This is a genomic window from uncultured Ellagibacter sp. (assembly GCF_934617235.1).
In the GTDB taxonomy this organism is placed as follows: Bacteria; Actinomycetota; Coriobacteriia; order Coriobacteriales; family Eggerthellaceae; genus Ellagibacter.
In genome coordinates this window covers 1-19,063 of record NZ_CAKTTZ010000015.1, presented here as the reverse complement: position 1 = coordinate 19,063, position 19,063 = coordinate 1, and the positions used below count along the sequence as shown (strand labels likewise).

The following is a 19,063-nucleotide window of genomic DNA, read 5'->3' as shown; positions in this document are numbered from 1 at the left end:
GGATATGAAGAGTACTCGAGCCACTTTAGCAGAATGTAGTGATTGCGAGTTTTACAGCTAGGTTAACAAGGTGCGCAAGGTTGAAAAAAATCCCCTTTCGGCGCGCTTATCGCTCGCTTGCCGGGCGCATCTCGATGCCCGCCTCCGTGAGCGCCCGACGGATGTCGCGGGCGAACTCGAGTGCGTGGGCGTTGTCGCCATGCACGCAGATGGTGTCCGCGGCGATGTCGATCGTTTTCCCCGTGACGCTCTCGATGGAGCCCTCCTGGATGACGCGCACGACGCGCGCCACGGCGAATTCCTCATCGGTGATGGTGGCGTTGTCCTGGGTGCGCGACACGAGCGTGCCCTCGTCGGTGTAGTTGCGGTCGGCGAAGAATTCCTGCGCCACATGAAGCCCCGCGGCCTTCCCTGCGCGTGCGAGCTCGCCGCCTGCGAGCGCCACCAGGGTGATGTCGGGGTTGAAATCGGCCACTGCCTGCGCGACGGCCTGCGCGAACGGCGCATCGACTGCTGCGCGGTTGTACAGCTGCCCATGAGGCTTCACGTGCGCGAGCTCAACCCCTTCGGCGCGGCAGAACGCCGCGAGCGCGCCCACTTGGTACAGCACATAGGCATATCCCTCGTCGGGGGAGAGCGCCATGTTGCGGCGCCCGAACCCTTGCAGGTCGGGGTATCCTGGGTGCGCGCCGACGGCGATTCCCGCTTCGGCGGCGAGCTTCACGGTGCGGCGCATGACCACAGGGTCGCCCGCATGCATGCCGCATGCCACGTTCACGCTTGTCACCAGGGGAATCACCTGCTCGTCGAGTCCTAAGGTGTATCGGCCGAAGCTTTCTCCCAAATCGCTGTTCAAGTCCACGCGCGCCATGCCGTTCCTTTCCCTTAAGAGATGCGGCCCCGCGGCAAGGCGCCTGCGGGGCCGCATCGTTTCAGTTGCTTGTCTCGATTATCCTACAAGATTCCAGCATTGAAGGCGTTTGCGAAAACCTGTGCGGCCTGGCAGCGGGAAAGTTCCCCTTGCGGGTCGAGGGAATACGTTCCGTCATGGTTGTCGATGCCGTTGATGACGCCTCTGTCGACAGCCCAGATGACGTACGGTACTGCCCAGGTGCTCGTCTGTTCGGTTCCCAGGAGCTTGTCGTACTTCTCCCGGCTCGCGTCCGCCAAATTCGAATAACTGAGGCCGAAAATCACCTTGCACATCTGCTCGCGGGTGATCGTGTCGTTGGTCCCGAAGAGGTTCGACCCGTCGTCGTATCCCGTCATAATCCCTTGATCGACGCACCAGTTAATGGCTCTCGTATACCACTCGTTTTGATCGACGTCGGGCTTGTTGCAGCTGGGTGAGACAGCGTACGGCGCGTTGTCCTTGTAGATTACCTGGGCAATCATCGCGCGAGTCATGGGCTTATAGGGGTCGAACATGCCCGTCGCGCCGTCGCCGGTCATGGCGCCGCGTGCCTTCATGAAGTACGCGGCATCGAAGAACCAGTCGCCAGGAGACACATCGGGATATGCGGTTCTGCCGAGCCCCCAGAGGTAATTGACGGCCTTCTCGGCGTCGACGACTCCCTTGCTGCCGCTTGTTTTCGTGCGGTCGTTTACCGGATCCTGAATAGGGGTTGCCGTGAGGTATATCGCCCTGCAGGCGTCGTCAACTGTAGCGACAGGCTCGGCGGCGAATAGGAGCGCGAAAACGCCCGAGACAATCGGCGCCGCCATCGAGGTGCCGCTGGCCTTGGAGTAGCCCCCCGTGGTATTGGTCGTGGTGATCAGCAAACCGGGGGCGCTGATGTTTTTCTTCTTGTTGTAGTCGGACCAGTAGCAGTTCGTGTTGTCGGTATTGAGCGCCGTTACCGCTACGCATTCGTCGAAATCGGCGGGGTAGATGTTGTCGGTTCGCGGCTCGCCGTCTTTGCCGTTGCCGCCAGAGCATACCGTGACGATGCCGGCGTTTTTCGCCGAGACGATGGCTTTGCGAAGAGCCTCGTCTTTCAGGCAATAGCCGCTTGAAGAGTAGGTGTTGTAGGAGCCGAAGCTCGCGTTGATCACGCGCAGGTTGGGAACGGTCTTCGATGTTGCCAGGTCAACCACGTATTTGTAGCCGGAAAGAACAGACGCGGTAGTCGCCTCCGGGGTGCCTGTGTCGTTGAAGACCTTCACGGGGAGAATGGTCGCGTTGAATGAGGCGCCCGCCAAGCCGATCCCGTTGTTCGCCCTGGCAGAGATGATTCCCGCAACCATCGTGCCGTGTCCGATTCGGTCGCCGTTGGGCACGCTCGCGGTCAGTGGCTTGTCGTTGTACGCATCCCACGCGTAGTCCATAAGCAGGTTGTCTTCCAGATCCGCATGGTCGAAATCCACGCCCGTGTCGAGTGTGGCCACGGTGACGGTGTTGTCCGTGTGCGCGAGGTTCCACGCCCTTGTGATGCGCGTGGTGTAGAGCCAGTATTGGTTGAAGGGTTCGTTCGGATCGCGGGTGTAAACGTAATCGTCGTTCGGCATGCCAAGTGCCTGCGCCGAGATGTCCTCGTCGCCTTCGGCCTGCTCGTCGGCGATGCTTGCGGCGCTTTCGTCCAGCGCGCTGGCGGGCACCTCGTCTACCAGCCTGTACACGAAGTTCGGCTGCACGGAGACGACGCCGGGGACTTCCTGAGCGGCGGCAACAGCCTCCGACGCGCGCAGGCCGTCAGCCACATCGGCAACGGCGAGCGTCGATCCGTCCGCGGATTCGATCTGATTGGTGACATCGAGGCCTGCGTCGGCGAGCCCTTGCGCGAGCTCGCTTTCCCCACCTTCTGCGGAAAGAAGGTTGATCTTCGAGTCCTCATCGAGGGTCACGAGAAGGCCTCGGTAGTCCACGCCCTCGGCAAGCTCGTCGAAGAGCGCAGGGTCGTTGCCTTGTGTCGCGCCCTCGCTGATTGCGGTTGCGCCCACAGCGCTTTCACCAGCCGATTTGCCGGCATCGGCGGCATCGTCGGCAAAGGCGAGCGCAGGTGCGGGGAAGGCGATTCCCACCGCGAGGATTGCGGCGAGCATCATTTTAGGTAATCGGCGTGGACAGCGCATGGGGGCCTCCTATCCCTTGAGGTCGACGTTCTTTGTGTCGGTTATCAGCATGCATCCGGGCGCATGCGTGATGGCAAAGGGCGGCTTGGAGTTCATGACCACGGCCTGGGGCGTTACACCGCATGCCCAAAAGACGGGCACCTCGCCCTCGCGGATGTCGACCGGGTCACCGAAGTCGGGCTTCGAGATGTCCTCGATGCCGATGACCGACGGGTCGCCGATGTGCAGCGGAGCGCCGTGCACCTTGGGGATGGCGCCCGAGATTTGCACCGCTTTCACCACCTGGTCGTAGGGGATGGGGCGCATCGACATGACGGTGTTGCCCGACATCGACCCTGCGGGCGTGCATGCGACGTTGGTCAGGTACATCGACACGTTGCGGCCCTGGGTGTTGTGGCGCATCTCGATGCCGGCTTCGATGAGCTCGCTTTCGAACGAGAACGAGCACCCGATGACGAACGACACCAGGTCATCGCGCCAGTACGACGACACGTCCGTGACCTCGTCGACCAGCTTGCCGTACTCGTAGATGCGGTAGCGCGGGAAGTCGGTGGCGATGTCGCAGTCGGTGGCGCAGATGGTGGCCTCGCGCGCGCCGGTCTCGGTCACTTCCAAAAGCGGGCAGGGCTTGGGGTTGCGCTGGGCGAACAGCAAGAAGTCGTAAGCCTGCTCTTTCGGCAGCACGATGAGATTCGCCTGCGCGTACCCAGGGCAAAGTCCGCTCGTGGGCGCGGTGAAGCTGCCCTCGCGGATGAGGTGGCGCGCCTCGACGGGCGTGGCGGAGAGCATCTTTTCCCAAACCGCGGCGTCGACGCCTTCCGGTTTTGCGGGTGCCGGCATTTCGATAGTCATGAGTTCCGCCTTTCCTTCATAATTTAGGGTAGTGCGCTTCTCGCGGATTCGCACTACCCCAACGTCTCAACAATGCTATAGATTGAAGCCTCGAAGGCTCAAGCCCCTGGTTAAACCTCGCCTGCGAGGAAGCGCTCGATGAAGCTTGTGTTCGCCTCGCCTGCGCAGAAGGTTTCGTTCTCCAAGATGGAGTATTGGAAATCGAGGTTGGTCCGCACGCCGACGACGACCATCTCTTCGAGGGCCGTGCGCATTTTGGCGATCGCCTCGGTGCGGTCGCGGCCGAGTACGATGACCTTCGCGATCATCGAGTCGTAATACGGCGTGATCTCGAAGCCGTCGTAGGCGGCGGTGTCCACGCGCACGCCGTTGCCGCCCGGCAGGTGGGTTTGTGATATCGTGCCAGGTGAGGGCATGAAATTCTTCTCTGGCATCTCGGCGTTGATACGGCACTCGATGGCGTGTCCGTGCAGCTGGATGTCGTCTTGGGTAAACGAGAGCGTCTCGCCCGCCGCCACACGGATCATCTCGCCCACGAGATCGGTGTGCGTGACCATCTCCGTCACGCAGTGTTCGACCTGGATGCGGGTGTTCATCTCCATGAAGTAGTAGTTGCGGTCGTCGTCGAGGAGAAACTCGATCGTGCCTGCAGAGGTGTAGCCCACGGCGCGCGCGGCCTTCACGGCGTCGTCCATCATGCGGGCGCGCAGCTCCTCGTCAAGCGCGGGGGAGGGGCTCTCCTCGATCATCTTCTGGTGGTTGCGCTGCACCGAGCAGTCGCGCTCGCCGAGCGCCACCACGTTGCCGTGGTTGTCGGCGATGATTTGCACTTCCACGTGGCGTGGGTTCTGCACGGCGCGTTCGAGGTACATCGTGTTGTCGGCGAAGGCGTTCACGCTTTCGCGTTGCGCGATGCTGAACATGTCGGCGAAGTCCTCCTCGGATTCCGACACGCGCATGCCCTTGCCGCCGCCGCCTGACGACGCCTTGATCATGATGGGCCAGCCGATCTTTCTGGCCTGCTCAAGTGCATCGCCCACGTCGTGGAGTCCCTTTTTCGTACCAGGGACTACGGGTACGCCCGCGTCCATCATGGTGCGGCGGGCCTGGCTTTTGTTGCCCATGCGGTCGATCACTTCGGGCGTGGGCCCGATGAAGGCGATGTCATTGTCGCGGCACATCTTCGCGAACGTGGAGTTCTCGGAAAGAAAGCCGTAGCCTGGATGGATGGCGTCGGCGCCCGTCCCCTTCGCCGCCGTGATGATGGCGGGGATATTCAGGTAGGAATCACGCGCCTGAGCAGGGCCGATGCATACGGCTTCGTCGGCGAGGTAGGTATGGAGCGATTGTCGGTCGGCCGTGGAGTACACGGCGACGGTCTTGATCCCCATGGCGCGGCAGGCGCGGATCACGCGCACGGCGATTTCGCCACGGTTTGCGATGAGAACTTTCTCGAACATCGCGGCCCCTTACGCGTTCGTCTGGGTGGCGATGCGGAAGAGCACCTGGTCGTATTCGACTTGCGTGCCGTTCGCCGCGAGCACTTCGGTCACGATGCCGGGCGCGGGCGCGGTGATCTCGTTCATCATCTTCATGGCCTCCACGATGGCGAGCGTCTGGCCGGTGAGCACTTCCTGGCCCACCTTCACGAACGGCTCCTCGTCAGGCGAGGGGGAAACGTAGAACGTGCCTACGAGCGGGCTTTTCACCAGCGCGACTGAGTTGTCGTTGCCGGCAACGGGAATGCTCTGGGCGCCGGCGGTCACGTCGTCGTGCTCGCTTCGTGCGTCGAGCAGCCTGCCCACGCGCTCGGCCATGAGGGGAAGCGCGGTTTGCGAGAACGGGCCGTGGTTGCGCTCGAGCTCGATTTTCACGTTACCGTCGTCGAAGCGCAGCGCCGAGAGGTCGCCCTCTTCCATGAGCGCCATGAGGGCGCGGATATCGCGGTCCCTCTCCTCGCGTGCGGCGGTCGATTCGTCCATGTTGACCTGCTTTTTCTCGTCGTTTGCCTTGCCCATTTCGCTCCTCCTATGCCCGATCGCCGACGCGTGCGGCGTTTTGTCCGTCTTCAAATTCTATCCAAAGCTTGTTTCCAGCGCTTTTCTTAGCTTGCGCCTCCAGAATCGGCGTGAGGCGTCGCGCGGTTCTTCTTGGGGAAACCCCTCCGTAGCAGGGGCGTTTCACCACTTTCGCGAGCGATCTCATCTCCTGCGCCTCCCTGCGGCATGCGGCCTGAGCCTCTTGAACGCTGATCGGCTTGAATCGAATCGCCCGCCCCGGTTTGCATTGTACGAGCTTGGGGATATCGACCGAGGCTACCGTGCCGATTTTGGCGTAGCCGCCCGTTGTTTGGCGGTCGGCGAGCATGATGATCGGGCGTCCGTGGTTGGGAACCTGCACGGCGCCGAGCGCGATGCCATCGGAGATGATGTCCGACCCGTTGACTGTCTCAATTTCGGGACCCTCGAGGCGGAATCCCATGCGGTCGCATTTCGCGGTGGTGGTGTACGTTTCGTTGTAAAACGTGTTTACACCCTGTTCAGTGAACATTCCCTCCTGTGGGCCCGGCACCACGCGCAGCACGACTTCATCCGACGAGAATTCGTAGAAGTCGTCATCCTTGAGTGCGTGCGAGCCTAGATTGTCCAGGAATTCCACGTTTTTGGTGACGAAGGGCAGGTAGTCGCCCGCCGACAGCGCGCGGCCTTCCCAGCCTCCGATGCCGCACTTCAGGTTGGTCGATGCGCTGCCCATGACCTTTGGGGCCGCGATTGATCCGCCCGCAATGGCAAGGTAGCCGTACACGCCGCTCTTTGGCGCGCCGAATTCGAGCACCGACCCTCGATGCACCATGATTGCGGCGTACATCGGGATGGCGGCGTCGTCTACGGTGGGCGAGAAGTTGCCGCCCGTGAGCGCGATGCATGTGTTGGTGGTGAAGCGCAGCGTGGGTCCCGCCAGGCAGAACTCGAGAACGGGCGCGTTCTCGTTGTTGTCGACGAGCAGGTTCGCGATGCGTGCTGCCCGCTTGTCCATCACGCCCGAGGGCGAGAACCCGCTGCCGAGATACCCTCGGCGGCCGAGGTCTTGGACGGTGGTGCAGATGCCGGGTTTGTTGACGGTTACACCCATAGCGCGTCCTCGTCTTCCTCTTCTTGATTGACCTGCGGGGTGGTGTCCACCTGCGGGACGGCTGGCCCCGCGGTCGAGCTTCGCTCAGAAGCTTCGCAGCCTTCGCTCCGTCCCGCGGACGGCGCGCTCGCCTGGCTGTTGTTGGTTTCGACCCGTGGGGCGGCGGCGTGCTCGCTCGCATTGCGCTCAGAAGCTTCGCAGCCTTCGCTCCATGCGGCCGAGCCCGCCGCCTGCGGGGCTGCTGTTCGTCCCTTGATGATCTCGCATTCGTAGGTTCCCGCTTCGACCTGTGCTTCTATCAGGCTGAACTCTTGCGGCGTGACGGGAACGAAGCGCAGGTAGTCGCCTGCGGCGTAGAGAATGGGGGTCTCGCGGTCGGGGTCGTAGGGACGCACGGGGGTGCGGCCGATGATGCGCCAGCCGCCGGGGGAGGCAAGCGGGTAAATGCCCGTTTGCGCGCCGCCGATTCCCACGGCGCCCGACTCGATGCGCGTGCGCGGCGTGGCGAGGCGTGGCGTGTGGAGCCGCTCGTCGAGTCCGCCCAGGTAGGCGAAGCCCGGCAGGAAGCCGAGCATGTCGATGAGGTAATCATGCCCCGAGTGGATGGCGATGACCTCTTCGGCGCTCATCCCTGCATGCTCGGCCACATCGGCCAGGTCAGGGCCGAAGTCTCCTCCGTAGCAGACGGGTATCTTCACCACGCGATGGATGCCGCCCGAAGTTGCCACAAGCCCGCGCAGCTTTCCGCGAACTTGGCTGGTGAGCTCGTCGTATCCGACGACGCACGGGTTGTAGACCACCATGAGCGAGCAGAACGTGGGGACGAGCTCGATCACGCCGTCGATCGGGTCCGCCTCGAGCGTTTGCGCGGCGGCGCGGATGATGCCGTTCGTTTTCTCCGAGATGACGTTGCCGAACTCGAGGTTGATGGCCGAATCACCGGCCACGGTTATGTTGAAACCTGCCATATTCCCTGCTTTTCTCAGCGTTTGGCGCATAGTTCATATTTGTTAACATCAGGCGTTCGGACAATGCGCTACCCTAGGCGACGCCCATGCACGCCATGAGCGCAATTGCCTTGCTCAACGGAAATGTAGGGCATTTCCGTCGCAGGCCCGAGAAGTTTCAAAGGATTTTAACATACATGGAGAAAGTGCTTTTCGCAGCAGCGTTCTTTGTTGCCTATACGATACAAGCGGTCACGGGGTTCGCGGGGAACATCTTCGCGATGCCCGTCGGCACGCACGTGATGGGGCTTTCGAGCTCCGTTGCCGTCTTGAACGCCATGGGCTTTTTCGCGTGCGGCATGCTCGCCGTGCTCAACTTCAAGTACATCAACTGGCGCGAGCTCGTCAAAATGACCTGCGGCATGCTTCCTTTCCTGGCGCTTGGCATCTGGCTTGACACGGTGCTTCCCCTGCCGGTGCTCCTGCGCATCTACGGGGCAATCATCGTGTTCATCGGCATTCGCAATCTGCTGTCCAAAGAGCAGCGGTTCCTGCCGAAATGGCTGCTTGCGATCATCGTCGCGGCGGCCGGGCTCATCCAGGGCATGTTCGTGTCGGGTGGGGCGTTTCTTGTCATCTACGCCGTGCAGAAGATGAAGGACAAGCAGCAGTTCCGCGCCACGCTTTCCGCGCTGTGGGCCATCCTGAACTTCCTGTATGCTCTGCTCGCCTTCACGCAGGGGCATTTCACGGGCGATGTGGTGCTCACCGTGGGCATCTGTATCCCCATCGCCATCGTGGCGAATATCCTAGGGCAGGTCATCCAGAAGCGCATCAGCCAGGAGAAATTCCTCAAGCTCACCTATGTCTTGTTGCTTCTGGTCGGCCTCGTTCTGCTCATCACGTCCTAGCGGGGAGACAAAATCTCGGTTGCAATAGAGATTTTAACGGAAGATATGAATCATGGAATATGCACCCCGTCCCACTTATGAAAACGAGCTCAAATCGCTCCGCGATACTGAGGACATCAAGGTTCTCATGGGCGTTCGTCACTGCGGCAAGTCAACGTTGCTGCAGTGGCTCCAAGGCGACCTACTCGATAGCGGTGTCGGGGCGGGCAACGTGTTCTATCGGCGCATGGACTTATTCGGCCTGCCGGCGAATCCGAACGCCGAATGGCTGGTGGGCGAGATATCGGAGGCCCTTGAAAAAAGCGATCCCCAAAAGCCGTTCTATGTGCTTCTCGATGAGATTCAGGACGTAGACGGTTGGGAGCGCGTTGTTCGCCAGCTGCACACAAGGCCGAATACCGATGTGTATATTACGGGGTCAAATGCCTATGTCCTCTCTTCCGATCTTGCGACGCTTATCGGGGGGCGCTATGTGGAGATGAGGGTGCAGCCCCTCTCGTTTTCCGAGTTCTTTTCCTTCTCTTCCTATTACGACGTGCATTTTCCGAATGAGGACTCGGCGTTTGCCGAATACTTGCGTTACGGGGGCATGCCGGCTTTGTTCCACCTGAAGGACCAAGACCAGGATCGTATTGCCCAGCTGCTGCGGACGGTGTATGAGACGATTATTCTCAATGACGTGGTGGAACGCACGAAAATAGGCGATGTGGATTTGCTTTCGAAGCTCGTTCGTTACGTGTTCACAACCTCGGGCTCTCTCTTCTCCGCGAATAAGATCGCGAATACGCTGACAAGTTACGGCCGCAAGACTCGGGTGGAAACGGTTGAGTCGTACCTTCGTGCGTTGATCGACGCCTTGATTCTTCACGAATGCGAGCAGGTCGGGCTGTCGGGTAAGGATATTTTGCGTCCGCAGCGTAAGTTCTACCCGGTGGATACGGGATTGCGAAACCTGACAAGTGGATTTGTCTCGGGCGATATTGGTTTTCAGATCGAAAATGTCGTTCACAACGAGCTCCTGCGGCGCGGATGGAGGGTTTCGGTTGGTTCGCTTCGCGTTGGAGAAGTTGACTTCGTTGCCGAACGAGCACAGAAGCGCATGTATATCCAGGTGACGGAATCGCTTGTCGATCAGGGGATATATGAACGGGAGATAACCCCCCTCCGCTCGATTGCCGATTCATGGCCGAAGGTTATCTTGACGGCCGATCATCTTCGATGCGGCGTGACCGAAGAGGGAATCGCCATAATAAACGTCATCGACTGGCTGCTGGACAGGTAGAGGAGTGCGCTCAGCATTCTCAATTGCTCCGACGTCCCAACCCGATTATTTCGCTAGGGAAACTTTTCTGTGATAGACGCCATTTAGTCGTACAATGGCCACTAGATTCAAGGCTCTAACGAAAGGGGACTGCCATGTCTGCCATTCACTTGTTCCCGCGCGTGTTCGCATCGCTCGACGGCGGATCTACGCAGGATATCGTCGCGCGCCGCGCTGTTGCGATCGCCGCTGCCAATAACGCCGACCTGCTCTTCGGCCACGTTGTCGACTCCGTTCCGTTTGAGGCGAACGGCGCCGACTTCGATGCCCTGTGCGAGTCGCGCAAGCAACAGCTCGAGGCCGACCTTGCCGATATCCTGGCCGAAGCGAGGAAGAACCCCGATATCAAGTCGGTCGATTTGCAGGTTCGTGCCGGCCGCATCACCGATACGCTGACCGAGCAGCTCATCGAGCCGTTCAAGCCCGATCTTGTCATCTGCGGCGAACGCGGTCTGTCCAATATGCAGTACGCATTCGTCGGCAGCGTCTCGAAGTACCTTATTCGCACCGTCCGCTGCGACGTCCATGTCGTTAAGGCGTAGTTAGAAAGGCCCTCCATGCTCAACCAACGCGCAACCGAACTCGGCTCCGCACCCAACAAAATCCGCGAGCTTTTCGCTTACGGCCTTAAGCGCAAGGCAGAAATTGGCGAGGAGAACGTGTTCGACTTTTCCATCGGAAACCCGAGTGTTCCAGCGCCAGACGCCGTGGCCGAGTCCATCGCCGAGCTCATCAAGGAACCGCCTTGCGCGCTCCACGGTTACACGCCGTCTCCCGGCGCCGCCGGCCCGCGTCAGGCTGTGGCCGACAACATCAGCCGCCGCTTCGGTATCGAAGCCACGGCTGACCAGGTCTATCTCACCGCTGGCGCCGCCGCTGGCCTTGCCATCAGCATCTATGCGATTACCAATCCCGGTGACGAGATCATGGTGATCGCCCCGTACTTCCCCGAGTATGCCGTGTGGGCCGAGACCGCCGGCTGCACGACGATCGAGGTGCCGGCGCATGAGCCCGATTTCCAGATGGACATCGACGCCATCGACACCGCCTTCACGCCGAAGACCGCGGGCATCATCATCAACTCGCCGAACAACCCCGTGGGCGCTGTCTACACGCGCGAGAACCTCGAGGCGCTTGCCGCGCTGCTCTCTCGCAAGGAAGAGGAATACGGGCACCCGATTTACCTGATCAGCGACGAGCCATATCGCGAAATCACCTACGGTGCTGAGGTTCCTTACGTTCCCACACTCTACAAGCACACCATCGTTTGCTATTCGTACTCGAAGTCGCTGTCGCTTCCTGGCGAGCGCATCGGCTACATCTACGTGTCCAACCTGATGGACAACGCGAAGGAAGTCTACACGGCGGTGAGCGGCGCGGGGCGTGCGCTCGGTTTCATCTGCACGGCGGTGTTGTTCCAGCGCGTGATGGAGAAGTGCGTAAACGAGCCCTCCGACGTCGAGGCGTATCGCGCGAACCGCGAGCTGCTTACGAAGGGCCTCTCCGAGTTGGGGTACGAGTTTGTCGAGCCTGACGGGGCGTTTTACCTGTGGGTTCGCGCACTCGAGCCCGATGACGAGGCGTTTTGCGAGAAGGCGAAGGCTCACGAGCTTTTGCTTGTGCCTGCCACGTGCTTCAAATCCCATGGTTGGGTGCGCATCAGCTACTGCGTGTCCGCCGACGTCATCAAGCGCTCCATGCCTGCGTTCAAGGCACTCATGGAGGAATACAAGTAGTGCGCGTTCGGGCTTTCTTTCGGGGGCGGCTTGCGGCCAATCGTTGCGAGCCGCCTTTTTATTGCGCTCGCTTGCTTCGGACGCGCGCTTGAGTTCGCTTGCTGTGCTGCGATGCTTCGGGATGCTGGCGTCGTAGGGTTGAGTCGAACGCATCGGGACATGGGCGTGCTCGACATACCCGGCCTCGAGGTGCGTAGGACGCTGCAATCTGTTGCTCTCGTGGGGTAGAACCCTTAGTTGGTGGTCAAAAGAACGAGTTATGCGCTGCCTTTTTTGAGAATAATTCAAACCTGTCTATCTCTGACCTGGGGTTTTATTTCCAGGAGGTGTTCCGAGCGGCTGTAAAGGGCTCCATCGGGCGAAAAAACGTCGCACAACTCGCTCAAATGACCACGAACTTGGGTTGTGCTCCCTAGAGCGCTGGTTCGGGCCGCGATATCGCGATGCTTCCCAGGAGAAGGCCTCGATTCAAGACGTCGGGCGGCGGCAGCGGACGCTTCCTGGGCCCCGACCTCTCGTCTCAATCCTGAATCGGGGTGGCCGTTGCTCTTGCAGACCCCGACTTCGGGCCGCGATCCCAGGCCGCGGCATCGCCCCGCGTCCAGGCCCCGACCCCGGGCGAAAATTCTAGGACGTGTATTTCTCCATGTAGTCGAGGATTTCCTGGCGCGAATGCAAGCCGGTTTTCGCGTAGATGCGCTTGATGTGGGCATGAGCGGTCCCAGGGCTGATGAACAGCTCTTCGGCCACGCGCTTTTGCGTCCAGCCAAGCGCGTAAAGCGAAAGCACCTCGATCTCTCGCTCGGAAAGCAGGAACTGTTTGCCGACCTCTTCAGCGTTGTGGCGCATGGTGACCTGTCGCACGTCGGCCAGGCTTTCGGGGTGCTCGTCGAGGCCCAGAATCTTCGTGACGGGGCTGGCCTGCGCGACCTCCTGATGATGCGCCAGCTCCTCTTCGGGGGTGGCCTCGAATTTGCGCACGTTCAGGAGACTGACGAATGCAACCTGGGTCGATAGCACAATCATCGTGAACACAGCGGCAAGCATCAGCAGGTCGTTCTGCGACACCGCCGTTACGTTGATAAGCGTGATGCGGGCGACGCCTCGACATCCGAGCCAGACGATCCATCCAGCGATCGCATAATAGTACGGGCAGCGCCAGCCGTAGCTCATGAACGCGAGAATGATGTACCACGAGAAGGCGACGAGCAGCGCATTCAGGTTGGTCGTGAAGATGGCGCCGATATCGAGTGCGTCGGGCCAAGCCGAGTAGCACAGAAGCGCGATGCAGGCGAGCGCTTCCATGGCGACGAAGATGCCCACGGTCATGATGCGGTGATGGTGCTTGCAGGTGAACACGATAATCGCGACGCAAAGCGCAAGGATAAGCACAAGATCGGCGAATCGTGTTGTCGCTCGAAATGCGATTGACGATCCGTCGGGGTAGCCGCGCAGGAAACCGTCGGCGCATGCGAGCACGCCGATGCTCACCGACATCGTTGCGAGGAAAAGCTTCGACGTCATCGTGTTCTTGGTGAAACTGAAGAAGTCGTTCTCGCTGGAAATCGTCTTGATGTCGCAGGCAAGGGGCTTCTTTCGGGCGAGCGTTATGCAGGGAAACTGCAGCAGCACAAGCACTACGGCGTAAAAACAGGAGACGCCCTTCGACATGAATATCGAGGCGAAGATGAGCAGCTCGCTTACAAACAGCGCCCCAAATGCGTAAATGACTGCGGTTATGGCGGTGCAATCGCGTGCGCGGCGCAACCAATACGACATGCAGGAGAGACCGCCGAGCGTGCAGAGCGTGCTTGCGAGGAAGTAGCTTGCTCCCGCATCCGCCGCCGCTTCGGGTGGTTTCAGATCAAGCATACCTATCATGACGAGGGAAAACGCCTCGAGGAGAATCGAGACGAACGCGATCCTTCTCACAACGCGCCGAGAGAGGTGGCATTTCGTGATGGCAATCAAAATCAGCAGTACGGCCAAAAACGCAAGCGCGACGAGCATGACGCCGTCCGATAAGATGCCCTCGTCGCTGTGCCGATAGCTGTCGTAACTGCCGACGATAAGTCCTGCGCGGCAAAGGGCGAGGCCCAGTATCGACCAAGCGAGCGGTTTGTGACGGACAATCACGGCGCCGAGGCTCTCCGATTTTTCGACTGCGGAGGCGCTAGATTGTTCGGAAGGAGTCTTTTGTTTGAGGGCGCACGAAGAGGAAGGCGACGAAGCGTTCGTCTTTCCAACCATGTTATCCCCTGCTTTCATGGTAGCCTGTGAACAGGCACGATTGCATTTTATCCCCAAAGAGGGTATGTCCCCTTCCCAAAAACTGGCATCATGATAGCATCAATTTGTTTCGATTCGGAGTCTTGATACGATTATCCGTAAATCAAGATTTTCGGCTCGAGGGAGAGGGGAAGCTATGGGGGACGGACGAGACATTTACCATGAGCCGACCGAGCGCGCGCTGATTCGCACGGCCGATGTGTACCAAACGAATCTCGACGAAGGCGTCGCGGGCTATTCCGACACGTTGCTGTCGATCGTTGCCAATTTCGCTAACTCCGGCAAGCCGGAGGGTTTTAATGCGGAATCTATGGTGGGCAAGTCGAAGCGCGGCGAGGTGGCGTTGCGGCTGTTCGCTGTCGTCGGCGAGCCGGAGGATGGCGGCGAGCCGCGCTTCCTGCGTGCCGGGTTCAAGACGCGCGGATGCCTTGCCATGACCGCCTGCGCAAGCGTCATCTGCACGATGATCGAAGGCAAGACGTTCTCGGAGGCGCTTGCGATCACGCCCGACGACGTGAAGATCGCCGTCGACGGCGTGCCCTACGACAAGGCGCACACCACGATGTTCGCGGTCGAAGGCGTGCGCGGCCTGGTGGGCGACTGGTATTACCGCAGCGGCGTGACGCTCGCCGAACTTGACGAGAAGCTGCCGTGCGACACAAGCTCCCCGACGTGCCTTTTGTGCGAGCATTGCTCGCTGCGCAGCACGCGCCTCGACATGATGGTCGACGAAGCGCGCGCGAAGGCGGCGAATGCGTAATGGCTGCTGAAGAAGTGCAGAAGGCCTCTGTGCCGACGAGGGAAGAAGCCTTGCAGGAAACGTTGACGGAAAAGGCGGGCGGCGAAGGCGTCGATGTGACTTCTTGCGGGGAAGGCGCGCTTGTCGATGGTGACGCAGCCGACGCCGGTGCTTCTGCCGCGGTCGAGGCCGGTGCCCCCGGCGTTGCCTCGACAGGTGCCCCTGATGCGGCCGCAGCTGGCTTGGGCGCAGCCGACTTGGGCGACGCTTCGGGCGCACTGGGCGAGGGCGAGTCTGCCGACAATGCCGACGGCGCAGCCCAGGCACAGCAGGCAGGGCCGACGCCCGAAGAGCGCGAGCTTGCCGAGAACAACGCTCTTGCCGACGTGTTCGACGACGTTCGCCGCCAATCGTCCGACAGCCAGCTTGTCGTGCCGAGCAGGTGGGTTGACCTGGGGTTAGTCCCTGGCCATATGACTGCTGACGAGTTTGAGATGCTCGTCTACGAGTACCTCGAGAACTATCGTCGCGACCATAAAGACGAAATCGCGGCGGAAAAGGCCGAGCGGGCGCGCAAGGCGAACTCGGTTCGTTCTGCCACGCGCGCTGTGGGCGTTCCCCCGAAGATCCCCAATCGCCGCTTAAGGCAGATTGAGGAAGATGAGAAGGCGGCTGTGGAGAAAGCTGCGCGCGAGACTTCCGAGGCAAAGGCGGCTTCGGGCGATGCGGTAACGGACGATATAAGCGCGGTTGCAGCTCTCGGCGCGAAGAACGCGGCTGCCCCTGATCCTTCCTCGCATGCTTCTGAAGCCCAGGTGGAAGTCGCGGAGGGCGCTCGGGCTTCCGCGCGAACCGACGCCATGGAATCCCCTGCGCCCCATGTGAGCGAGGCTGCTTCCGACGCGCCTGCCGAGGGCGCATCCGCATCCGAGAAGCCCGACGCCGCGGCAGACGACGGGCTCTTCTCCAGCTTGAAGCTTCCCGAAGGATACAAGCTTGTGGAACTTGAAGGGGAATATGTGCTGGTTCCCGACGAGGATGCGGCGCCGGTGAAGAAGGAAATCCACTGCGAGCACATCGTCACGCTGGTGGGGCAGCACAGCTATTACCTGTACGACTCCGACCTCATGACGAAGAACTACGCGCACTGGGCTTTTCTGGCAGCCGAGGACAATCCACTGGCAACGTTTGTCGATTGCGTGCGTGAGGATGGGCGCGTCTATCCGCGTCCTTTCGCAGCGGAAGACCTGGCTAACCCTCCCTTCCACATGAGTGCGAGCAAAGTCGAAGACACGTGGGCCGAGCTCCAGAAGTCGGGCGAGTACCCCGACATTGAGCGTTGCGAAGCCTCGAATGGCGATGTCTACTTCTTCTCGACGCTCTACATGGACCGCACGCTTGCCGAATCCTTGGCGGAATATCGATCGGTGGAGCGCCTCTCGAACGTGTAGCAACTGCGCGGCGGCTGGCGATATCGTGCTAGCCGCCGCGCGCTCGATGTCTCTTTTCCCCGCTCGGCCCTCGTGCAGACATGGGGGACCAGACGTTTTGCGCAACCTCGAAAATCGGGCGATCGGTGCCGGGGTTGTTGCCCCATTCCGCTGGGCGATCGTCGATAATGGGGGGATCTTATCCTCCCTTTCGTAATCCAGAAGTCGTGCCGCCGTGGGCTGGTCTTTTGCAGCCGCAACGACGAGGCTTCGTATTTCGCGCAGGCATTTTGCGAGCGGGGCCTTCCCTCGAGGGCGATCAGCGGCGCGTCTTCAATCGAGGAGCGCGACCGTGCCATCCGCGAACTCGAACAAGGGTCGATCGACTACATCTTTTCCGTCGACATCGTGAACGAAGGCGTCGACATCCCCTCGCTCAACCAGATCGTCATGTTGCGAAGGACCGAGTCCGCCATCGTTTTCGTGCAGCAACTCGGCCGTGGCCTGCGTAAATGCGATGGCAAGGAATTCTATTTCTTAGGTCAGATGCACCCGACGGGCGAATTCGAGGCGACTACGATGGAGGATGGCAAAACGAACGTCGTCGAGATCGCGTACGCTCTCGAACAGCCTGTTCGTGCCGATTTGTATGATTACCTGATCAGTAACCTCGACGGTTAAAGCGCGTCGGGAGCCTGGCGGTTGAAGCGCTTTGGGATTTTGACGGTCGAAGCCTTTCGGCGGCGCCAGCGATTAGAGCTCGCCGCGCTTCTCCAAGGCGGAAACCACCTTCACATCGGCGGGAAGCCAGTCCACGCTTTCGATGTGCTCGAGGTCGAGCCACTTTGCGGCATGATGTTCGAGCAGCTCGAACGACGGGTCCTTGAGCGTGCAGAGGTAGCATTTCATGCTCAGGTGGAACGCGGGATAGTCATGTTCGACCTGCACAAGAAAGCTCCCGACCGCAATGTCGGCGTTGAGCTCTTCCTTGATTTCTCGGACAATCGCCTGCTCAGGGGCTTCGCCTGCCTCGACTTTGCCGCCCGGGAATTCCCAGCCGCCTTCGAATTCCCCGTAGCCTCGCTGGGTTGCGAGGATTTCGCCATCTTTTTCGATGATGGCTGCTACAACGTCGATGGTCTTCATTCGTTCGCCTCTCGGATGCCTTCGTGGTTTCGCCTTCGATCGTAGCGGGAAAGGGCGGACAAGCAAAGATCCGCCCCGATATCCACATCTTACCCCAACAACAAGAAGAGCCCCATCAGGGACTCTTCTTGCGGGTAGGGCTACCCCGTATGTCGGATGCGACTCATAAAGGGAGGTTTACGGCGGCTCAGGTCAGGATGCCCCTAAGCCGCCACTTTCGTCGCATCGCTTACGGAAGGAGGTTCAGGTTCTTGAGGTCTTCCTCAACGTCGCTCATGCCATAGTACTCGAGGCAGTCGGCCGTCGGGCAACCAAGCTGGCTGTCCCAACCGAACTTCTCGTAGAGCATCGTGAGGCCCTTCTGGAAGTCTTCCTTCTCCATCTTATCGGTGCCTTCGGTGAAGGGCTGCTTGTCCGGGTCCTTCGTGAACGGCCACTGGGTCATGACGTCATGGATGTTGCGGAAGTCGTTGCAACCCATGTTGCCATTCGCGTCCTTCATGCCGCGGGCGGTGTTAGCGCGCTGCAGCGTGATTATCTTCGCAGCAGCCTTGTACAAGTCGTCGGTGGTGACGTCCTTGCCGGTGGCTGCCTTGTAGAACTTCGCCTCGAGGTCGAGGTCGCCGCGGTAGTTACGGCTCTTCGACGGGCTCTGCGCCATCGGCCACACCCAGTTGCACAGCGTGAGCGAGTCATGCAGCACGTCGGTGACGATGGACCACCAGCAGAAGTTGATCTTGTGGTCGTTGACGGGCGTGTAGTTCTTCTCGGCGTCAAGCGCGTCCTCGCCGCCCCACAGCTCGGCTGCGATTTCCTGCTTAAGCTCATGCGGGAGGCCGCACTGCAGCATGTTCTGATGCGAGTGGATCATCGGGTCGCGGTTGAAGATCATGTTCAGCAGGCCGCCGACCTGGCCGTAAGACTCGATGGCGTGGTGAACCGGCCAGCCGCGGTAGTTGATAAGACAGCTCGCCGTGGTATCGAACCACTCCATGTCGTTCCAACGCTTGCACCACACGATCGGGCCATGGCCGAGGTAGGACATCTCGTTGTCGTTCTTGGCGATGTGCGTGAGCAGCTCGACCATGATGGTCGGATCGTTGTTCTCGAACTTCTTCCAGTCGAACATGTTGTACTCATCGGCAGGCAGGTTCTTCTCGAAGATACCCGCAGACACGCAGTGCGCGATGTCGCGATAAATCTGCGCGTAGTTGCACCACATGCCCAGATCGTCCATCGTGCCGCCGACAACCTGGTCCCAAATGAGGCCGTCTTCGGTGCCCGATTTGACCGACGTGTGGTCGCCCAAGATCTTCGTCATGTAGACGGAGAACGGGAAGTTCGGCACGCAGGTGTTGCCCGTGATCTCATAGCCGCCGTTGGCCTTGGAGTTCGGGACGCGCATGTCGGAGTAGCAGTGAATCGGGCAGCTGTGGCAGCCGTTCATCTTGATGGTGTACTTCTCGGCCTCGGGACCCTCGTCCTTGG

Annotated in this window: 17 protein-coding genes; 7 read left to right on the top strand and 10 right to left on the bottom strand. The window is 60.4% G+C overall.

Features of this window, described 5'->3' with window-relative positions; translation table 11 throughout:
- Positions 1-106: 106 nt before the first annotated feature.
- From Q0G85_RS04395 to pxpB, 7 genes are all read right to left on the bottom strand, one after another.
- Positions 107-871 carry a LamB/YcsF family protein gene (locus Q0G85_RS04395; RefSeq protein WP_297155090.1) on the bottom strand — a complete coding sequence of 255 codons (765 nt, stop codon included), beginning with the start codon at positions 869-871 and terminating at the stop codon, positions 107-109.
- 83 nt (positions 872-954) lie between these two features.
- Positions 955-3,072 carry a S8 family serine peptidase gene (locus tag Q0G85_RS04390; protein ID WP_297155088.1) on the bottom strand — a complete coding sequence of 706 codons (2,118 nt, stop codon included), beginning with the start codon at positions 3,070-3,072 and terminating at the stop codon, positions 955-957.
- A gap of 9 nt (positions 3,073-3,081) precedes the next feature.
- Positions 3,082-3,924: a putative hydro-lyase gene (locus Q0G85_RS04385; protein WP_297155086.1), complete on the bottom strand. Its 843-nt coding sequence runs from the start codon at positions 3,922-3,924 to the stop codon at positions 3,082-3,084.
- A gap of 110 nt (positions 3,925-4,034) precedes the next feature.
- On the bottom strand, positions 4,035-5,384 hold the full coding sequence (gene accC / locus Q0G85_RS04380) for an acetyl-CoA carboxylase biotin carboxylase subunit (RefSeq protein WP_297155084.1): 1,350 nt from the start codon (positions 5,382-5,384) through the stop codon (positions 4,035-4,037).
- A gap of 9 nt (positions 5,385-5,393) precedes the next feature.
- Positions 5,394-5,942, bottom strand: a complete 549-nt coding sequence (gene accB, locus Q0G85_RS04375) for an acetyl-CoA carboxylase biotin carboxyl carrier protein (protein WP_297155081.1) — start codon at positions 5,940-5,942, stop codon at positions 5,394-5,396.
- Positions 5,943-5,952: 10 nt separating this feature from the next.
- Entirely contained in the window at positions 5,953-7,056 is a 1,104-nt protein-coding gene (locus Q0G85_RS04370) for a biotin-dependent carboxyltransferase family protein (protein ID WP_297155079.1), read from the bottom strand.
- Entirely contained in the window at positions 7,047-8,024 is a 978-nt protein-coding gene (pxpB, locus tag Q0G85_RS04365) for a 5-oxoprolinase subunit PxpB (protein WP_297155076.1), read from the bottom strand. The genes Q0G85_RS04370 and pxpB overlap by 10 nt, the downstream gene beginning before the upstream one ends.
- 176 nt (positions 8,025-8,200) lie before the next feature.
- On the opposite strand from pxpB, the gene Q0G85_RS04360 reads away from it, so the two are divergent.
- The 4 genes from Q0G85_RS04360 to Q0G85_RS04345 all read left to right on the top strand — a co-directional run bounded on the left by Q0G85_RS04360 (position 8,201) and on the right by Q0G85_RS04345 (position 11,971).
- Positions 8,201-8,914 (top strand): sulfite exporter TauE/SafE family protein, encoded by a 714-nt coding sequence (locus tag Q0G85_RS04360; RefSeq protein WP_297155074.1) that lies wholly within the window; start codon positions 8,201-8,203, stop codon positions 8,912-8,914.
- A gap of 52 nt (positions 8,915-8,966) precedes the next feature.
- Positions 8,967-10,196 (top strand): ATP-binding protein, encoded by a 1,230-nt coding sequence (locus tag Q0G85_RS04355; RefSeq protein ID WP_297155072.1) that lies wholly within the window; start codon positions 8,967-8,969, stop codon positions 10,194-10,196.
- Positions 10,197-10,330: 134 nt separating this feature from the next.
- Positions 10,331-10,777, top strand: a complete 447-nt coding sequence (locus tag Q0G85_RS04350; RefSeq protein WP_297155070.1) for a universal stress protein — start codon at positions 10,331-10,333, stop codon at positions 10,775-10,777.
- Between the two features lie 15 nt (positions 10,778-10,792).
- A complete protein-coding gene (locus Q0G85_RS04345) occupies positions 10,793-11,971 on the top strand; it encodes a pyridoxal phosphate-dependent aminotransferase (protein WP_297155069.1) in 1,179 nt (392 codons plus the stop codon).
- Between the two features lie 627 nt (positions 11,972-12,598).
- On the opposite strand, the gene Q0G85_RS04340 is transcribed toward Q0G85_RS04345, so the two are convergent.
- On the bottom strand, positions 12,599-14,239 hold the full coding sequence (locus tag Q0G85_RS04340) for a LuxR C-terminal-related transcriptional regulator (protein ID WP_297155067.1): 1,641 nt from the start codon (positions 14,237-14,239) through the stop codon (positions 12,599-12,601).
- A 157-nt stretch (positions 14,240-14,396) separates the two neighbouring features.
- Here Q0G85_RS04340 and Q0G85_RS04335 point away from each other — a divergent pair, with 157 nt between their 5' ends.
- The 3 genes from Q0G85_RS04335 (at position 14,397) to Q0G85_RS04325 (ending at position 17,110) form a co-directional block, all read left to right on the top strand.
- The gene (locus Q0G85_RS04335; RefSeq protein WP_297155065.1) at positions 14,397-15,020 is read left to right on the top strand and encodes an iron-sulfur cluster assembly scaffold protein; all 624 of its coding nucleotides are present in this window, start codon (positions 14,397-14,399) and stop codon (positions 15,018-15,020) included.
- On the top strand, positions 15,020-16,450 hold the full coding sequence (locus tag Q0G85_RS04330; RefSeq protein WP_297155063.1) for a hypothetical protein: 1,431 nt from the start codon (positions 15,020-15,022) through the stop codon (positions 16,448-16,450). Before Q0G85_RS04335 ends, Q0G85_RS04330 begins: the two co-directional genes overlap by 1 nt.
- A gap of 180 nt (positions 16,451-16,630) precedes the next feature.
- Positions 16,631-17,110, top strand: a complete 480-nt coding sequence (locus Q0G85_RS04325) for a DUF3427 domain-containing protein (protein ID WP_367116865.1) — start codon at positions 16,631-16,633, stop codon at positions 17,108-17,110.
- A 72-nt stretch (positions 17,111-17,182) separates the two neighbouring features.
- Here Q0G85_RS04325 and Q0G85_RS04320 read toward each other — a convergent pair whose 3' ends face one another.
- Together Q0G85_RS04320 and Q0G85_RS04315 are read right to left on the bottom strand one after the other, a co-directional pair.
- On the bottom strand, positions 17,183-17,575 hold the full coding sequence (locus Q0G85_RS04320; RefSeq protein ID WP_297155061.1) for a (deoxy)nucleoside triphosphate pyrophosphohydrolase: 393 nt from the start codon (positions 17,573-17,575) through the stop codon (positions 17,183-17,185).
- Positions 17,576-17,804: 229 nt separating this feature from the next.
- Positions 17,805-19,063, bottom strand: a 1,259-nt coding sequence (locus tag Q0G85_RS04315; protein WP_297155059.1) for an aldehyde ferredoxin oxidoreductase C-terminal domain-containing protein, incomplete at its 5' end; no start/stop codon positions are given.

Excerpts from the sequence above, each read along its gene's own strand:
- Q0G85_RS04395 (WP_297155090.1), bottom strand. The coding sequence starts at position 871 with ATGGCGCGCGTGGACTTGAACAGCGATTTGGGAGAAAGCTTCGGCCGA.
- Q0G85_RS04390 (WP_297155088.1), bottom strand. The coding sequence starts at position 3,072 with ATGCGCTGTCCACGCCGATTACCTAAAATGATGCTCGCCGCAATCCTC.
- Q0G85_RS04385 (WP_297155086.1), bottom strand. The coding sequence starts at position 3,924 with ATGACTATCGAAATGCCGGCACCCGCAAAACCGGAAGGCGTCGACGCC.
- accC (WP_297155084.1), bottom strand. The coding sequence starts at position 5,384 with ATGTTCGAGAAAGTTCTCATCGCAAACCGTGGCGAAATCGCCGTGCGC.
- accB (WP_297155081.1), bottom strand. The coding sequence starts at position 5,942 with ATGGGCAAGGCAAACGACGAGAAAAAGCAGGTCAACATGGACGAATCG.
- Q0G85_RS04370 (WP_297155079.1), bottom strand. The coding sequence starts at position 7,056 with ATGGGTGTAACCGTCAACAAACCCGGCATCTGCACCACCGTCCAAGAC.
- pxpB (WP_297155076.1), bottom strand. The coding sequence starts at position 8,024 with ATGGCAGGTTTCAACATAACCGTGGCCGGTGATTCGGCCATCAACCTC.
- Q0G85_RS04360 (WP_297155074.1), top strand. The coding sequence starts at position 8,201 with ATGGAGAAAGTGCTTTTCGCAGCAGCGTTCTTTGTTGCCTATACGATA.
- Q0G85_RS04355 (WP_297155072.1), top strand. The coding sequence starts at position 8,967 with ATGGAATATGCACCCCGTCCCACTTATGAAAACGAGCTCAAATCGCTC.
- Q0G85_RS04350 (WP_297155070.1), top strand. The coding sequence starts at position 10,331 with ATGTCTGCCATTCACTTGTTCCCGCGCGTGTTCGCATCGCTCGACGGC.
- Q0G85_RS04345 (WP_297155069.1), top strand. The coding sequence starts at position 10,793 with ATGCTCAACCAACGCGCAACCGAACTCGGCTCCGCACCCAACAAAATC.
- Q0G85_RS04340 (WP_297155067.1), bottom strand. The coding sequence starts at position 14,239 with ATGAAAGCAGGGGATAACATGGTTGGAAAGACGAACGCTTCGTCGCCT.
- Q0G85_RS04335 (WP_297155065.1), top strand. The coding sequence starts at position 14,397 with ATGGGGGACGGACGAGACATTTACCATGAGCCGACCGAGCGCGCGCTG.
- Q0G85_RS04330 (WP_297155063.1), top strand. The coding sequence starts at position 15,020 with ATGGCTGCTGAAGAAGTGCAGAAGGCCTCTGTGCCGACGAGGGAAGAA.
- Q0G85_RS04320 (WP_297155061.1), bottom strand. The coding sequence starts at position 17,575 with ATGAAGACCATCGACGTTGTAGCAGCCATCATCGAAAAAGATGGCGAA.